Consider the following 15,519-nt stretch of genomic DNA (forward strand, 5'->3'; position numbering starts at 1 on the left):
CAATTAGTCAAAATGTAAAATATCTTTTGCCTGAATCATATCTTTGTCTCCGCGGCCTGAGAGGTTGACGATGATGAGTTTGTCTTTTATATCAGGCATCTTTTTCAAATAGGCGACTGCATGGGAACTTTCAAATGCCGGAATGATTCCCTCTTTTTGCGAAAGCCAAACAAATGCATCCAAGGCTTCCTGGTCTGTGACATTGTCATATGAAACTGATTTGTTGTCTTTGTGAAAAGCATGTTCAGGTCCAATGCCCGGGTAGTCAAGTCCTGCACTGATTGAATGCGCTTCAAGAACCTGTCCGTCTTCGTCTTGGAGCAGATAGCTCATCTGACCATGCAAAATACCTGGACGCCCTTTTTCCAAAGAACAGCCGTGTTTGTTTGTATCTAAGCCAAGTCCACCGGCTTCAATACCGATACATTGCACCTCTTTATCATCTAAAAAGTGTTGAAACATACCGATGGCATTGCTGCCTCCTCCTATGCAGGCAAGCACATAATCCGGCAGTCTGTTCTCTTTTTGTAAAATCTGTGCTCTTGCCTCCCAGCCGATAATTGCCTGAAAGTCGCGTACCATCATAGGGTAGGGGTGTGGACCGGCGACTGTTCCTATGATGTAAAAGGTATCTCTTGCATTGGTGACCCAGTGACGGATGGCATCATTCATTGCATCTTTAAGTGTTCTGCTGCCACTCTCAACAGCATTGACCTTTGCACCAAGAAGTTTCATACGAAAAACATTCAGTTCTTGGCGCTCTACATCTTTTGCACCCATAAATATTTCACACTCCAAATCAAGCAGTGCTGCAATGGTTGCTGTTGCCACACCATGCTGTCCCGCACCGGTCTCAGCAATGACTTTTTTATAACCTAAGCGTTTTGCCATCAAACCCTGTGCAATAACATTGTTGACCTTATGAGCACCTGTATGATTTAAGTCTTCACGTTTGAGATAAACCTTTGCACCGATTTCTTTAGAAATATTTTCGGCATAAAAAAGAGGACTCGGGCGCCCTACATAATCTTTTAGATAGTAGTCGACCTCTTTCCAGAACTCTTCATCAAAACGAATAGCTTCATATTCAACTTTGAGTTGAAGAAGTGCCGGCATAAGTGTTTCAGGAACATAGCGACCACCGAAAATTCCAAAATGTCCGTTTTCGTCAGGATCATATTTTGAAGGGCTGGGAATATACATCATTAGTTAACCTCTATCACTGAATATACATCAGTTTTTTCTTGTAGTTTTTTTATGCCGTCAAGGAAGGCAAGTCCTATAATAAAACAACATTCGATACATATGGCACCTGTCTGGTTGACAAGTGTGGCAGCCGCATTTGCTGTACCGCCTGTAGCTATTAAATCATCTATTACGAGGACTCTTGCACCCTTTTCATTTCCAAAAGCATCTATATGAACTTCGATTTCATCCACTCCGTATTCGAGCGCATACTTTTCGCTAATGGTTGTGTAGGGAAGTTTTCCTTTTTTGCGAATAGGCACAAATCCAATTCCGAGCATTTGCGCTAAAGCCGCTCCGAATATAAAACCTCTGGCATCAATACCGGCAATATATTCAAGATTATACTCTTTATATCTTTGGTAAAGATGATTCATCAAAACAGCATATGCCTCTTTGTTGTTGAGTAAAGTAGTGATATCTTTGAACACAATCCCCGGTTTTGGAAAATCTTGTATATCTCTGATTGAGTTTTCCAGGATTTTTTTTTCAGTTTTGCTTAGTGTTATCATTTTCATCCTTATAAAAGTGCGTCAATACGACTTTCCAGTGCTTTAATCTTTGCATTGAGTCTGTCTACTTCCTGTCTGTGTTTTGCATTTCTTTGTTTTAAAACCTTTAACTCATTTCTGAGTTTTGTCAGTTCTTCGCTTAATATATCGACATTTCCAAGAGCACGCTGGAGTTGAATCTGGTACTTTCGAATTAAAATTTCTGCCTCCTGAAGCGTTAATTTCATTAAGTCATTGCTTCTTTGTTCCTTATTTGTAATGCTTTTGAAATAAAACATTTTTACAAATAAATAGATAGAGACAATAGAGAGTATTGTTAAAAGTGACCATTCTCCAAACATAGCTTTTCCTTGAATGTTATTTGTTAGAGTGTTTCTATTTTTGCTACTCTGGCAATGTGACGGCCACCTTCAAAGCTTCCTGCTATCCATGCATCAATGATAGATTCAGCAACACCTTTTCCGACAATTCTCTCACCAAAACATAAGATATTTGCATCATTGTGTCCGCGTGCTACGGTTGCAGTATAAGCATCATGGCACAGTGCAGCACGAATACCGTGGTGCCTGTTGGCTGCCATACTCATACCGATTCCGCTCCCGCAGATTAAAATACCTTGGGAGTTTTCATCTTCCAAAACCGCCGTTGCAACCTTGTGCGCATAATCAGGGTAGTCCACTCTGTCTGCACTATATGGTCCAAAATCAATTACTTCATGTCCTTTGGATTGTAAAAGCTCTACTGTCCAGTTCTTCAGTTCTAAACCTGCATGGTCGGTACCTATATAAAATTTCATTTTCTCTCCTCTAAGATAGTAACAAATGTATAATTGCCTGCACCGGCATAAAAAGTACATATTGATTTAACGGGGTCATTAAAATAATAAGTACAATAACAATCCCGTATCTGTCATATTTGTAATAAAACTCTGCAATAGAATTTATTTTATATTTTAACGCAAGATGCATTAAAAAATGCCCACCGTCAAACTGGGGAATAGGCAGCAGGTTAAATACGCCTAAAACTATATTGATAATAAGCAGTTGGTATATAAATATATAGAAAAATATATAAAACAGAGAGTCGGCAGTTGTCGGTGTACTCATAGCAGTCAGAGTAATTGCTGCGACTGCACCCATAGTGAAATTATAGACAATACCTGCCAAGTCCACCTGCATAGCGGCATTATATCCACCTCTGTTTATGACAGTAAAGGTATTGATCGGAACAGGCTTTGCCCAACCGAACAAAATACCGCCGTCCGAGCCTAACAGCATCGGTAAAAAGTACATAGTAGCAGGCACTATGATAGTTCCGACAAGATCTATGTGTGAAATTGGGTTTACTGTTAAACGCCCTGCATTTTTGGCTGTCATGTCACCGTACATGTAAGCAACCCAACCATGCATAATTTCGTGTCCGATAATTGCAACAGCAAGTGCTAAAACGGCAGCTGCTATTTTTAATAAATCAAGTGAGTCCATAATATTCTTTGTCTTCTTTTTCTCTTTCTTGTATTGCTTTTTTTAAGTGCTCCGGTTTTTCCAGGTCGGCAGGTGTTTTTCCTATTCTGTCCCATCGAATTTTATAATCTTTGTCAATTGAGAAATAGATAAACCAGGGGGTTCCTTCAATATTTTCATAAGGAACACTTCCCCAGAAACGGCTGTCATTGGAGTGGTCACGATTGTCACCCATCATAAAATAATGATTTTTTTCGACTTTGAGCGGGTTTACATAAAAAATCTGTATCGGAAAACGCCCGTTATTTACGATTTTCGGGTCATGATGAATACCGGGATGTTTTTTCATATAAGGATTTTTTACCCACAGTTTACCGTCAAAAATTGCTATTTCATAATCTTTATAATTCTTTTTAATCCATTCGTCACCTTCTTTAAAGTGTAGAAACAGGTTTTTATCAGCAACAAACAATTCGTCTCCGGGAAGAGCAACACAGCGTTTTACAAAATGCTGTTTAATATTTCCGGGGTATCTGAAAATGACGATATCACCGTGCTTTGGGGTATCTCCATCAACAATTTTCAACTCTTTGCTCCATGGAATAATGGGAATTTCCAAAAACGGAATATAGGGCATAGGAATACCGTACGCAAATTTTTTGGCAAAAAGGTGGTCTCCGATCAGAAGGGAGTCTTTCATGCTGCCGCTTGGAATACGAAAAGCCTGGGCAACAAAAAAGATAGTAAAAAGAACAATGACAACAGTCCCTGTCCAGGAGTTTGACCATTTATATGCTTTATGTAAGATTTTTTTCATTGAATTAATCTTTGTCTTGTGCATTGAGTTTTGCGGCTTTGAGAGTATTGCTCAAAAGCATTGCAATAGTCATCGGTCCGACACCGCCGGGAACAGGTGTGATGTATGAGCATTTTTTACTTACATTTTCAAAATCCACATCACCGACAAGTTTGCCGTTGTCTGCTCTGTTGATCCCTATATCTATGATGATGGCACCGTCTTTTACCATATCTTCTTTGATAAGATTAATAACGCCGACACCGACAAGAATAATATCTGCATTTAATGTATGTTTTTTTAAGTCATCTGTAAATATATGACATACTTCAACAGTAGCATCTGCGTTGAGCAAAAGAGCAGCCATAGGTTTTCCGACAATATTCGAAGCACCGACAACACAACAGTTCTTTCCTTTTACATCAATGTCATACTCTTGTAAAAGTTCCATTACACCAAGTGGTGTGCAGGGTACAAAACCGTCCAGATTTGTGACAAGGCGTCCTACATTGTAGGGATGAAAACCGTCAACATCTTTTGCAGGATCAACAAGTTCAAGAATTTTTGTTGTATCTATTTGCGGAGGCAGAGGAAGCTGCACAAGTATTCCGTCAATATTTGGGTTTTGATTCATCATTTTGATGGTATTTTCTATCGCATCTTGAGAAATGTCTTCTGGCATTTCATGGCTGACTGAGTAAAAACCGACTCTGTCACAGGCTTTTTTCTTCATGCTGACATATGCCTGGCTTGCAGGATCCTGCCCTACAAGTATTACGGCAAGTCCTGGAGTTCTGTCTGTTTGTGCTTTTAATTTGGCAACTTCATCTGCCACATTGTTTTCAATTTTTTTTGCAAGTGCTTTCCCATCAAGAATCTGCATTTAAACCTCTTAAATAAATTTTTTGATATTATACCCTTTTAAAATAATATTAGGCTAATGATGAAACATATCTTTTTTTTAATGATTCCCCTGTTTGTATACGCTTCAAGCACTTTTATAACACCGATGGAATATGCTTCACAACTTTATAAAAACCCAAGAGGCATAGGCTGTCAAAATTGTCACGGAGAGAACGGGGAAGGGAAAGTCATAGCTGACTATGTGCATAAAAAAAAGAAAAAAAGTTTTGTCGGCCCAAGAATTAACAACATTGAGTTCGATAGTTTTTATAGAGTTTTAAACCAAAGGAAAAGAGGCATGCCGAGATATTTTTTAACGACAGAAGAAATTCAGGCATTGTATCTGTATCTGCACAAAAACGATAAAAAGAAAAAAGATGTTAAGTAAAATTACACAAGCGTATGAAAACAGGGACTTGGCTGCACTTGATGCTTTGGCTGTGCCAACATTTCGCCACATCAACAAAAAAAACAGTTTTAAATCAGTATTGATGCTTTCTTGTCATAATATTAAACATCTTTCTAAAGTAGAAAGTCTTGAAGCAGAGTGCATTATGTTAAATCTGGAAGATGGTGTAAGCAAAGAAGACAAACCTTTTGCTCTCGCTTTGGCAGCTGTTTTTCTCTCTCAACTTAAAAAGAGTGACAAGAAACTGGTTGTTCGGGTGAATGCTTTGGATAAGGGTGGTTATGATGAAATTGCCTATCTTAATCAGTTTATGCCTGATGCTGTCCGTGTACCAAAAATTAAAAACAAAGAAGAAGTAAAAAATGTACTGGCTCTTTTGCATGATGACATAGACTTGCATCTTTCTATAGAAACAGCCCAGGCCTGGCATAATCTTTCTTCTTTGAAGATAAACAAAAGGGTAAAGGTGTTTTATCTTGGAATTTTAGATTTGTTTGCCGATATGGGGCTTTCACAGAGTTTGATTAATCTGCAGAATCCGACTGTGAAATATATGCTTGCACATTTTTTAGTTACAGCCAGAGCTATGAAAGTAAAACCTGTTTCCTTTGTGTTTCAGGAATTTGAAGATTTAAAAACTTTTGAACAATGGTTACTGCTTGAAAAAGAGATGGGATATGATGCAAAAGCCTGTATCTCACCGGGACAGGTGAAACTTGTACATAAAATATTTGTAGATACAGAAGAAGAGCTAAAAAGGGCAAAAATCATTGTGAAACTCTTTGAGATGCATCGTGATGAGGGTATTACCGGTTTTGTAGATGAAGAGTATGGGTTTATTGATGAGCCGATATATAAAGGTGCCTTGAAACTGTTGGCCGCACAAACAGCTTAAGTGCCTGGCTTAATATCCTGCTAGATTATAAAATACATTGTATCGTATCAGCGTTGTCTCTTTTGGTCTTGGGTATCTGCTGTAGGCATACTCTATAGTCTCTTTGGTTGTATCATCAAGAATATAGTAGCCACTCTTGGAAATAAAGCGAAAACCTGTCATATCTCCGTTTGGATGCAGGTAGAATTCTATTACATTACTTCTGTTTACATGTAAACCCCGTGGGATATTGACTCTTGCAACACGATTAAGGACCTGTTGGGTAATTCTACGCATAATCTCCTGATTATCTAAAATATACTGCTGTTGTCCTGGTGTAAGTTTGCCAAATTCATCGCCGTAGAGTTTTTTGATATTTTGAGAAATATTACTGTTGTTGTGTGTGGCTTTTTTCCTGACACTTTTTGTTTCCTGGGCAGATTTGTCTTCATAAAGCCAGGAGAGTTTTTTTGGCTTTTCCTCTGGCTTTTTTATTTTTTTTGGTTGGGCTTTTTTTTCTAAAGGAATATAGGATTTTTTTGTCGGAAGAGGTTTGACCTTTGGCTGTTTCACTGTTTTTTTGATGATTTTTTTTGTTTTTTTCGGCTTGTTTAATTTTGGTTTTCTGGGTGTTTTCTTTGGTTCATATTTTACAGTTTTTTGTTTTACTATTTTTTTAAGCTGGGAACCTTTTGGCATTGGCGGAACAATGGGTGAAGGTTTGGGCTTTTGTTTTGTTATTCCTGATTTTTTATGCTTCTTTGGCATCTCTTTGAGAGATATTTTAATTCTTTTTTCTTTGGGAACTGCTTTTTTTTCTGTATCCGGTGTAAAAGTCCACACTATCCACAAAAGCAAAAACAGAAGCAGATGTATCAGTAAAGCAACGAAAAAGGCAAAAGAAGATCTGTTCAAAAATAATCCATTATTTAATTTGTGAGATTATATCAAATCAATATTAATAGTGTTGCTGTCGTTTAGCAATACTTAGATATAATTATAAAAAAATAGAGATACAAGGTTGCAAATGAATACAGAGGCATCACAAAAAGCATTTGAAGAGGCACAGCGTTTAATCCCGGGTGGGGTTGATTCACCGGTAAGAGCATTTAAGAGTGTGGGTACAACACCTCTGTTTATCACTGAGGGCAAAGGCGCCTACTTGAAAGATGTAGACGGGAATGAGTATATTGATTATGTCCAAAGTTGGGGACCTTTACTTTTTGGACATCGTGATGAAGCTATAGAAGCTGCTGTTATTGATGCCGTAAAGCATGGTTTGAGCTTTGGCGCACCGACATTGGCAGAGACAGAACTTGCAAAGCTTGTTGTCGGCTTTTTTGACTCAATTGACAAAGTACGTTTTGTAAGCAGTGGAACAGAAGCTGTTATGAGTGCTATTCGTTTGGCACGCGGTTTTACAGGGCGTGATGATATTGTGAAGTTTACAGGATGCTATCACGGACACAGTGATGCTCTTTTGGTCGAAGCGGGAAGCGGTGCGGCGACTTTTGGAAATCCTTCAAGTCCCGGTGTTCCGGCTGACTTTACAAAACACACGCTTTTGGCTGAATATAACAATATAGAGAGTGTCAAAAAATGTTTTGCGGACTCCGACAATATTGCCTGTGTGATTATAGAACCAATTGCAGGCAATATGGGACTTGTCCCGGCTGACAAAGAGTTTTTGCATGCACTCAGAAAGCTTTGTGACGAACACGGTACTCTGCTTTTGTTTGATGAAGTGATGAGCGGATTTCGCGCAAGTGTTCACGGTGCCGAGTCCATAACAGGGGTAAAACCTGACATAGTAACACTCGGAAAGGTGATAGGCGGCGGTATGCCGGTCGGTGCCTTTGGTGCGCGCGCAGAGATAATGGCAATGCTCTCACCTGAAGGTCCTGTATATCAGGCCGGAACTTTAAGCGGCAATCCTGTGGCAATGGCAGCAGGATATACTGCTCTGATGAAACTCAAAAACAATGCAAGAGTGATTGATGTTTTAAACGAAAGAGCCAAAAGACTGGTTGAAGGGATGCAAAGGGCCGCTGCAAAGTACAATATACCTATGCAGGTAGATACAAGAGGTTCAATGTTCGGTTTTTTCTTTAATGACAAACCTGTAAAAAACTTTAGTGATGCAGCAAAGAGTGATGCAGAACTTTTTGCAAAGTTTCATACCGGCATGCTTGAGCGCGGACACTACTTTGCCTGTTCTTTGTATGAAACAGGATTTATTTCCACGGCAATTACCGATGAAATGATAGAAAAGACTGTAGAGTCAAGTGATGCGGTCTTTAAGGAGATTACAAATGTCTGATGACACGCAGGATAAGGTGAATAGCGAAGCCAGAGAGAATGCCCCGGGGCAACGCAAACCAAGAATAAAGCCTATTGTAGAGGCAGCAGACAGTCTCTCTTTGGGTATCTCCATGGTTGTGGCGGTACTGTTGGGTGTCGGTATTGGCTGGCTGTTAAAAAGATGGACAGGTATCGAGTGGCTTTTTTGGGTAGGTGTTTTCATTGGAGTTGCAGCAGCAATATTAAATATCTACAAAGCATATTCAAAACAATACAAAGAATTTGAAAAACTGGCAAAAGAAGACAGATATGCGATAAAAAAACAGCTTGAAGATGATGAGGATGAGGATTACGGTGAAAAAAACTATTAGTATTTTTTTTGTGGTACAGATTCTGATTTTTATCACATATTTTTATTCTCAAAAAATATTTCTCAATATCGAAATTGCATTCTTAAGTGCTTTTTTGATTATACTCGGTTCCTCTTTTTCTTATAGAAAAATGGTGCAGAACAAGGTTGATACTAAAGAATATGAAGACGAAAAAGATCTGCTTGACACAATAGATGATCCGCATGGACTTTACGAAGACGACAGTATAAATAATACTCCGGCAGAAGAGCTTGATTTAAAACAGATTGTCAAAGAAGAAAAAGCAAAAATAAAGACTTTAAGTCTGAAAAATGCAAAACATGGCTTCAGAGGAAGTGTTTCCATTATACGAATCATACCCTATATACTGCTTATATTAGGATTTATAGCTTTGAAGAACAATGAAGTACTGGAGCTGGCATATTACCTTCCGTCTCTTTTGATCGGAATTGTAACCGGTGCTTTGGTCTCTAAAGAAGTTTTAGCTTAAGGGCAAAGATCAGTGTGTTATGATTGGAAGATGTATGGATATTGATTTTTTAGTAATTTCTACATAAAAATCATATTTATCAGCGAGCATTTTGATGTCTGGCAACATTTCACTGTCAATGTTGTCCGCTATAACGGAGATAGAAAAAAGACCATATTTTTTATCATGAAACTTGATATATTCTCCAACAATATAGGAAATTTTTGTTTCAATAACTCTGCTTTTTTGAGATGCTTTGTATATAAAATTTAATAATTTGATTAAATTGTTGGCATTGACAACAACATCAGGAATAGTCGGGTCATAGTTTTTAATAAAATTTATTTCCGAACTGATGGAATTTGAAGCAATGCACAAATCTGTAATCGTAAATATATTTGTGAGTTCACCGTCAGGTTTTTTTGTATTTATTTTGTAGGTTGGTGCCTGGTAGAGTTTGATACCTATACACTCTTCGTCTTCATAGCCGACCGTAATGGCAAAAAATTTATATCTGCCGTATTCCAGTTCCAAAAAGGTTGTTTTGAAGCCAAAGGTTATGTTGGCATAGGTTTGGGCAAGATTAAAAAGTTCACTGGGCTGGACAGATCCCAGTAGAAACTGAGCTTCTGTATTGAGAGAAATTATTTTTCCATTAGAACGGAATAAAATAAATGGATTATAATCGTTTTCTATCCATTTTTGTTCCAATGTCATATTCATCATTATTCTTCGATATAGTTTTTGAGTTTTCGTCCAACTTTAGGATGTTTGAGTTTTTTGATGGCGCTTGATTCAATTTGACGAACACGCTCACGGGTTACACTGAGTTCTTTCCCAATCTCTTCGAGTGTTCTGTCACTCTCATCATCCATAATTCCGAAACGGAGTTTGATAACGGCTTTTTCTCTTTCGTTTAACTGCTCAAGAACCTGTTCAATCTGAATTCTCAAGTCATCTTTTAAAATTGCATCAGAAGGAGAAAGAGATGTTTTATCTTCTATAAAGTCTCCAAAACGGCCGTCATCCTCGCTGCCGATAGGAGCTTCAAGAGAGATAGGCTCTTTGGTGATTTTGATGACATTTTTGACTTTTTCAACTGATAAGCCGACTTCCTGTGCAATTGTATCAACATCCGGCTCTTTTCCGTTTTCCTGCAGGTGTTTACGCATAATTTTATTGATACGGTTAATCGTTTCAATCATATGAATAGGGATACGGATTGTTCTGGCCTGATCGGCAATAGCACGGGAAATAGCCTGACGAATCCACCATGTTGCGTAGGTTGAAAATTTGTATCCTTTTTGATATTCAAATTTGTCAACTGCTTTCATAAGACCGATATTTCCTTCCTGGATAAGGTCGAGGAAAGGCAAACCGCGATTGGTATAGCGCTTGGCAATGGAAACTACAAGACGCAGGTTTGATTTTGCCATTTTTGTTTTGGAAATTTCCGAGATATTTTTACCGCGTTTGATCTGCTCTAAAATATCAGCAAGTTTTTCCGGTTCCATATCAAAGCTGTTTTTTGAAGCCTCTTTTGTCTGTACCAGTTTTTTAATTTCCATATAGGTTGAAACCATTGTTGCTTCAGGAACCATATTGGCAATATCTTCTTTTGTCAGATCCTGAATCTTTTCCACTAAAATTTTATGATTTGCTTTTAATGTGGCATTAAAAAGAGGCAGTTTGTACTCTAAACGTTTCAACTCTTTATCGTACCCTTCATCACTTTTGAGTGTTGTTTCCATTGCTTTTACCAATTCATTTATCAGCTTTGAAGTAGGTCCGAGGTCAAGAAGTTTTTCTTTGAGTACAGATTTTTTATAGGTTACAGTCAAGTAGTAATGCACAATTTCTTCTGTAAGTTCTCCGTCAAGATTTTCAGGTGCTTTTTCTGTGGCTTTTACCCAGTCTTTTTTCGCTTTTTCCAAAGCTTTGAAACTTGTAGATACTTTTTCAACTCTGCTTTTGTCTTTTACAGACAATGTTTTTTCTGCAGAGTCATCATCTGTATCATCATCTCCGTCATCTTTTTCGTCTTCAAAACTTTTAAAGAGTTCTTTGACGCGTCTTTCCCGGTTGATAAGAGGTTCTTTGTAGTCTAGAATGAAATCTATCAAATAGGGAACAGAACATATGGCATCTATAATAATGCTTTCTCCGGCTTCTATTTTTTTAGAAATTTCAATCTCTTCTTCCTTTGTCAGAAGTGGAATTTGTCCCATTTCCCGAAGATACATACGAACAGGAGAATCTGAGCGGGACCATTCAAGAAGTTCATGCTCTTTTAAAATATCAAATTTGTCTGTCTCATTGTCTTCGAGCATTTTTCGCTGGGCGCTTCTGCGTGCTTCTGCTTCCTGGTCATTTAGTTTTTTAGCATGTTCGCTGGATGTATAAATACATTTTTTGTGTTTTTGGAGAAGTTTATAAATATTTTTTGCCTGGGCAGCTGTAGGCTGTTTGTCAAAAAATTCGATTAAAGATTCATAAGTGACACAATCTTTGGACTTGTGCTCTTCAAAAAAGGTCTCTAAAGCTTTGTTGAGTTCTTTTGCTGTCATATGGGAGGGTGCTCCAATTGAGTTAAGGTTTTTAAAAGGTGGATTATACCGAAATATTCTTAACAGATGCTTTTTTCTGAATAAAATTTTGTTGGAACGGACATTGCTTATTACATGTAAATCAATACAGGGGCAATAAATGCAAACAGGCTATTACAGTTCTGCTGCCGGGATGGTAACGCAGTTTAACAGACTTGATACCATTGCAAATAATTTGGCAAATGTGAATACAAACGGTTTTAAAGAAGATCAGCTTATTGTCGGTGATTTTATGCGGCTGTATAAAGAGGCCAGAGATGAGCTTCCAAATAGTGACAATTCCAAAGAGGGTGCGGCATTTCTCAACAGAACAATGACACGGGCACCGCAGATAGTAGACTCTTATACTGACTATTCTGTTGGAAATATGCAAAAAAGTTCAAACTCTTTGGATTTTGCACTTTCTAGAGAGGGATTGTTCTTTGCAGTAAAAACCCCCGAGGGCATACGCCTTACCCGTGACGGTGCTTTTACCCTCAATGATGAAGGAAAGCTCATTACCAAACAGGGGTATGAGGTACTTCCAAGTGATTATCAAAAGTCAAAAGAGGGAATCAGTTTTGCGACAATGGACAGTGTTATAGAAGTAGATAAAAATGGGCAGATTTTTACCAATGTTCCAAACAGTCTCTCTCTGGTGGAAAATAAAAAATTATTCATTGCCCAGCCTGAAAATATCAAAGATCTTATCAAAGAGGGTGACAACCTTTATAAACTTCCAAATACAGACTCTTTAACAAGTATTGAACAAAGCGGTGCAGTCAGACAGGGTTTTGTGGAAAAAAGCAATGTAAATGCAGTAAAAATGATGACACAGCTAATAGAAACAAACAGACTCGTAGGAATGTACCAAAAGGTAATGGACGCTCAAATGAATGACATGAACAGAGATGCAATAGAAAAACTTGCGAAAAAAGCATAACATGACTTTTTTAAGAGCAACCAGTTGCGTGGGCTTCCTGCCGAAGGAAACCCAGTGTTAACGCAGCTAAAAGAATTACTTCTTTTGGCGTACTGAAAGGGACAAACGGTTCCCTTCATTTTATGAAATAAAATTAAGGATAGAACAAAATGATGCAATCACTCTATACAGCTTCAACAGGAATGTTGGGGATGCAGACACAAATTGATACGACGGCCAATAATATTGCCAATGTGAACACTATTGGGTTTAAGAAATCCCGTGCAGAATTTGCTGACTTGATGTATCATGTGATGGAATATGCAGGAACATCAACCAGTGATACAACCAAAAGTCCTACCGGAATTGAGGTTGGTTTAGGTGTCCGTCCGACGGCAATAAATAAAATATTCTCCGAAGGATCTTTAAAGCAGACAGATAACAATCTGGATCTGGCTATTACGGGCAGAGGTTTTTTTAAAATGGAACTGCCTGACGGGACACAGGTTTACTCTAAAAACGGTTCTTTCAAAATAGATCAAAACGGAACGATTGTCAACAGTGACGGATACACACTGGTACCACAGATTGTAATTCCTCCTGATGCGACAAATATCAATATCGGTACCGACGGAACAGTGACAGTGATTCAGCCCGGACAGACGCAGGCAACACAGATAGGACAGATTCAAACAACAAATTTTATAAATCCGGCCGGTTTGCATGCCATGGGTGACAATCTCTATCTTGAAACAGACAGTTCGGGACAACCGGTTGAAGGGATTCCCGGTATTGATGGGCTCGGGACACTGAGACAGGGGTTTGTGGAACTCAGTAATGTTGAACTGGTAGTTGAACTGACAGATTTGATTACCGGTCAACGTGCCTATGATGCAAATTCAAAAATCATTACCACCAGTGACGAAATGCTTCAAACTACAAACAATCTCAAGCGATAACATAGCTGTGCAACTGTATTGATATTTGTTAATATTAATGCAGTTCTTTTGTAAAATTATTTTTTAATTAACTTCATATAACATTTTAGATATAATCGCAAAATTATTTAGTAAAAACAATAGGATTTTAGATGCAAAAAGCAAACATAAATGGAAAAGTTTGGAAATTTGGAAAAGATATAGATACCGATTTGATTATTGCTGCAAGATATTTAAATACTTCAGTACCAGAAGAACTGGCAAAACATGTAATGGAAGATGCTGATCCTGAATTTGTAAATAAAATGTCTCCCGGGGATGTTATCGTCGCAGGCGAAAATTTTGGATGCGGAAGTTCTCGTGAACATGCACCGATTGCATTAAAAGCTGCCGGTGTTGCTGCCATCATTGCACCTACATTTGCCAGAATTTTTTACAGAAATGCATTTAATATGGGGCTGCCTATATTTGAACTCAAAGAAGCAGATGAGATTCAGGAGGGTGATGCAATCAGTATTGATATGAATGCAGGCACAATCACAAACCAAAGTACAGATAAAACATATAAATTTACTCCGATCCCTGCTTTTATGCAGGAGCTGATAGATGCAGGCGGTTTAATGAACTTTGCAAAAAATGAAGTAGAAGGAAAAAAATAGATGAAATCATACAAAATAGCACTGATAAAAGGTGATGGAATTGGTCCTGAAATTATTGACGAGGCTGTAAAAGTTTTGGATGCAGTTGCATCATACAGCGGGTTTATTCTGAAATATGAAGATTTATTAATGGGCGGATGTGCGTATGACATTACAGGTGATCCGCTTCCTCAAGAGACAATTTCCGGAGCATTGAATTCCGATGCTGTTCTTTTTGGTGCTATCGGCGGTGAAAAATGGGACACTCTTCCACGTGAAAAGCGTCCTGAAAGCGGTCTTTTGCGTTTTAGAAAAGAGCTTGGTGTGTATGCCAATTTGCGTCCGGCAGTTGTATATGATGAACTCGTAAATGCTTCTTCATTAAAACCGGAAGTCGTCCGCGGTGTTGACTTAATGGTGGTTCGCGAACTTATCGGCGGTATTTATTTTGGTGAGCCAAAAGGACGCGATGCAACCAAAGGCTGGAACACTATGGTGTATACACGCGATGAAATCGTGCGTATTGCCCATCAGGCATTTAAAATTGCAATGACTCGCAGCAAACGTGTATGTTCCATCGACAAAGCAAATGTTTTGGATGTTTCCCAGTTATGGAGAGAGACGGTCGAAGAAGTAGCAAAAGAGTATCCGGAAGTAGAACTTTCCCATATGTATGTGGACAATGCCGCAATGCAGCTTATCCGTGATCCAAAGCAGTTTGATGTAATGCTTACAGGAAATATATTTGGCGACATATTAAGTGATGAGGCAAGTATGCTCTCGGGTTCCATAGGACTGCTGCCATCCGCTTCCATCGGTGCTAAAATCGGTGTATATGAACCTATTCACGGTTCAGCCCCTGATATTGCAGGACAGGGGATTGCAAATCCTATAGCAACTATTTCTTCTGCATCAATGATGCTTCGATATGCACTTAATGAAGAAGAGGCTGCCAACAAAATTGACAATGCCATCAAAAAAACATTAAGCGAAGGCTACAGAACAGGCGACTTGGCTCAGTTTGATGCAAAAGAAGTCTGCTCAACAAGTGAAATGGGCTCAATTATTGCAAACTACATAGAAAAGTAGGCTG

At 38.5% G+C, this 15,519-nt stretch carries 19 protein-coding genes; 9 read left to right on the forward strand and 10 right to left on the reverse strand.

Translation table 11 applies throughout. The features are described from left to right. Positions 1-3: 3 nt before the first annotated feature. Genes trpB through folD form a run of 7 tightly spaced genes read right to left on the reverse strand, consistent with a single transcriptional unit; the run spans position 4 to position 4,899 of the window. Positions 4-1,203 carry a tryptophan synthase subunit beta gene (gene trpB / locus MLC35_RS05790; RefSeq protein ID WP_151901520.1) on the reverse strand — a complete coding sequence of 400 codons (1,200 nt, stop codon included), beginning with the start codon at positions 1,201-1,203 and terminating at the stop codon, positions 4-6. Positions 1,204-1,205: 2 nt separating this feature from the next. Beyond that, a complete protein-coding gene (locus MLC35_RS05795; protein ID WP_434581607.1) occupies positions 1,206-1,757 on the reverse strand; it encodes an adenine phosphoribosyltransferase in 552 nt (183 codons plus the stop codon). 8 nt (positions 1,758-1,765) lie between these two features. Then, complete coding sequence (locus tag MLC35_RS05800) at positions 1,766-2,098, reverse strand: hypothetical protein (RefSeq protein WP_151900383.1); 333 nt, start codon at positions 2,096-2,098, stop codon at positions 1,766-1,768. A gap of 23 nt (positions 2,099-2,121) precedes the next feature. Next, positions 2,122-2,553, reverse strand: coding sequence for a ribose 5-phosphate isomerase B (rpiB, locus tag MLC35_RS05805; RefSeq protein ID WP_151900382.1), 432 nt, complete (start codon positions 2,551-2,553; stop codon positions 2,122-2,124). Between the two features lie 10 nt (positions 2,554-2,563). Next, complete coding sequence (locus tag MLC35_RS05810; protein WP_151900381.1) at positions 2,564-3,241, reverse strand: site-2 protease family protein; 678 nt, start codon at positions 3,239-3,241, stop codon at positions 2,564-2,566. Further along, entirely contained in the window at positions 3,228-4,037 is an 810-nt protein-coding gene (gene lepB, locus MLC35_RS05815) for a signal peptidase I (protein WP_151900380.1), read from the reverse strand. Before lepB ends, MLC35_RS05810 begins: the two co-directional genes overlap by 14 nt. A gap of 4 nt (positions 4,038-4,041) precedes the next feature. Continuing rightward, entirely contained in the window at positions 4,042-4,899 is an 858-nt protein-coding gene (gene folD, locus MLC35_RS05820; RefSeq protein WP_151900379.1) for a bifunctional methylenetetrahydrofolate dehydrogenase/methenyltetrahydrofolate cyclohydrolase FolD, read from the reverse strand. Between the two features lie 60 nt (positions 4,900-4,959). Here folD and MLC35_RS05825 point away from each other — a divergent pair, with 60 nt between their 5' ends. Together MLC35_RS05825 and MLC35_RS05830 are read left to right on the forward strand one after the other, a co-directional pair. Continuing rightward, complete coding sequence (locus tag MLC35_RS05825; protein ID WP_151900378.1) at positions 4,960-5,307, forward strand: c-type cytochrome; 348 nt, start codon at positions 4,960-4,962, stop codon at positions 5,305-5,307. Further along, on the forward strand, positions 5,297-6,223 hold the full coding sequence (locus tag MLC35_RS05830; RefSeq protein ID WP_434636118.1) for an HpcH/HpaI aldolase/citrate lyase family protein: 927 nt from the start codon (positions 5,297-5,299) through the stop codon (positions 6,221-6,223). The genes MLC35_RS05825 and MLC35_RS05830 overlap by 11 nt, the downstream gene beginning before the upstream one ends. A 9-nt stretch (positions 6,224-6,232) precedes the next feature. Here MLC35_RS05830 and MLC35_RS05835 read toward each other — a convergent pair whose 3' ends face one another. Further along, positions 6,233-7,117, reverse strand: a complete 885-nt coding sequence (locus MLC35_RS05835) for a hypothetical protein (RefSeq protein WP_346388730.1) — start codon at positions 7,115-7,117, stop codon at positions 6,233-6,235. A gap of 112 nt (positions 7,118-7,229) precedes the next feature. Between MLC35_RS05835 and hemL the strand changes: the two genes are divergently transcribed. The 3 genes from hemL to MLC35_RS05850 are packed head-to-tail and all read left to right on the forward strand — an operon-like array spanning position 7,230 to position 9,364. Then, positions 7,230-8,522 (forward strand): glutamate-1-semialdehyde 2,1-aminomutase, encoded by a 1,293-nt coding sequence (hemL, locus tag MLC35_RS05840; RefSeq protein WP_434636120.1) that lies wholly within the window; start codon positions 7,230-7,232, stop codon positions 8,520-8,522. After that, a complete protein-coding gene (locus tag MLC35_RS05845) occupies positions 8,515-8,874 on the forward strand; it encodes an AtpZ/AtpI family protein (RefSeq protein WP_346388732.1) in 360 nt (119 codons plus the stop codon). The genes hemL and MLC35_RS05845 overlap by 8 nt, the downstream gene beginning before the upstream one ends. Then, positions 8,858-9,364 (forward strand): hypothetical protein, encoded by a 507-nt coding sequence (locus MLC35_RS05850; protein WP_188109948.1) that lies wholly within the window; start codon positions 8,858-8,860, stop codon positions 9,362-9,364. The genes MLC35_RS05845 and MLC35_RS05850 overlap by 17 nt, the downstream gene beginning before the upstream one ends. 9 nt (positions 9,365-9,373) lie before the next feature. On the opposite strand, the gene MLC35_RS05855 is transcribed toward MLC35_RS05850, so the two are convergent. Then, positions 9,374-10,060 carry a hypothetical protein gene (locus MLC35_RS05855; protein WP_151900374.1) on the reverse strand — a complete coding sequence of 229 codons (687 nt, stop codon included), beginning with the start codon at positions 10,058-10,060 and terminating at the stop codon, positions 9,374-9,376. A gap of 8 nt (positions 10,061-10,068) precedes the next feature. Then, positions 10,069-11,910, reverse strand: a complete 1,842-nt coding sequence (gene rpoD / locus MLC35_RS05860) for an RNA polymerase sigma factor RpoD (RefSeq protein ID WP_151900373.1) — start codon at positions 11,908-11,910, stop codon at positions 10,069-10,071. A 139-nt stretch (positions 11,911-12,049) separates the two neighbouring features. On the opposite strand from rpoD, the gene MLC35_RS05865 reads away from it, so the two are divergent. The 4 genes from MLC35_RS05865 (at position 12,050) to leuB (ending at position 15,515) form a co-directional block, all read left to right on the forward strand. Continuing rightward, complete coding sequence (locus tag MLC35_RS05865; protein ID WP_418641386.1) at positions 12,050-12,871, forward strand: flagellar hook-basal body protein; 822 nt, start codon at positions 12,050-12,052, stop codon at positions 12,869-12,871. A 149-nt stretch (positions 12,872-13,020) separates the two neighbouring features. After that, on the forward strand, positions 13,021-13,809 hold the full coding sequence (gene flgG / locus MLC35_RS05870) for a flagellar basal-body rod protein FlgG (RefSeq protein ID WP_151900371.1): 789 nt from the start codon (positions 13,021-13,023) through the stop codon (positions 13,807-13,809). Positions 13,810-13,940: 131 nt separating this feature from the next. Beyond that, a complete protein-coding gene (locus MLC35_RS05875; protein WP_151900370.1) occupies positions 13,941-14,447 on the forward strand; it encodes a 3-isopropylmalate dehydratase small subunit in 507 nt (168 codons plus the stop codon). Next, positions 14,448-15,515: a 3-isopropylmalate dehydrogenase gene (leuB, locus tag MLC35_RS05880; RefSeq protein WP_151900369.1), complete on the forward strand. Its 1,068-nt coding sequence runs from the start codon at positions 14,448-14,450 to the stop codon at positions 15,513-15,515. The last annotated feature ends 4 nt before the right edge of the window (positions 15,516-15,519 follow it).

This window comes from Sulfurimonas sp. NW7, assembly GCF_051132265.1.
GTDB lineage: Bacteria > Campylobacterota > Campylobacteria > Campylobacterales > Sulfurimonadaceae > Sulfurimonas > Sulfurimonas hydrogeniphila.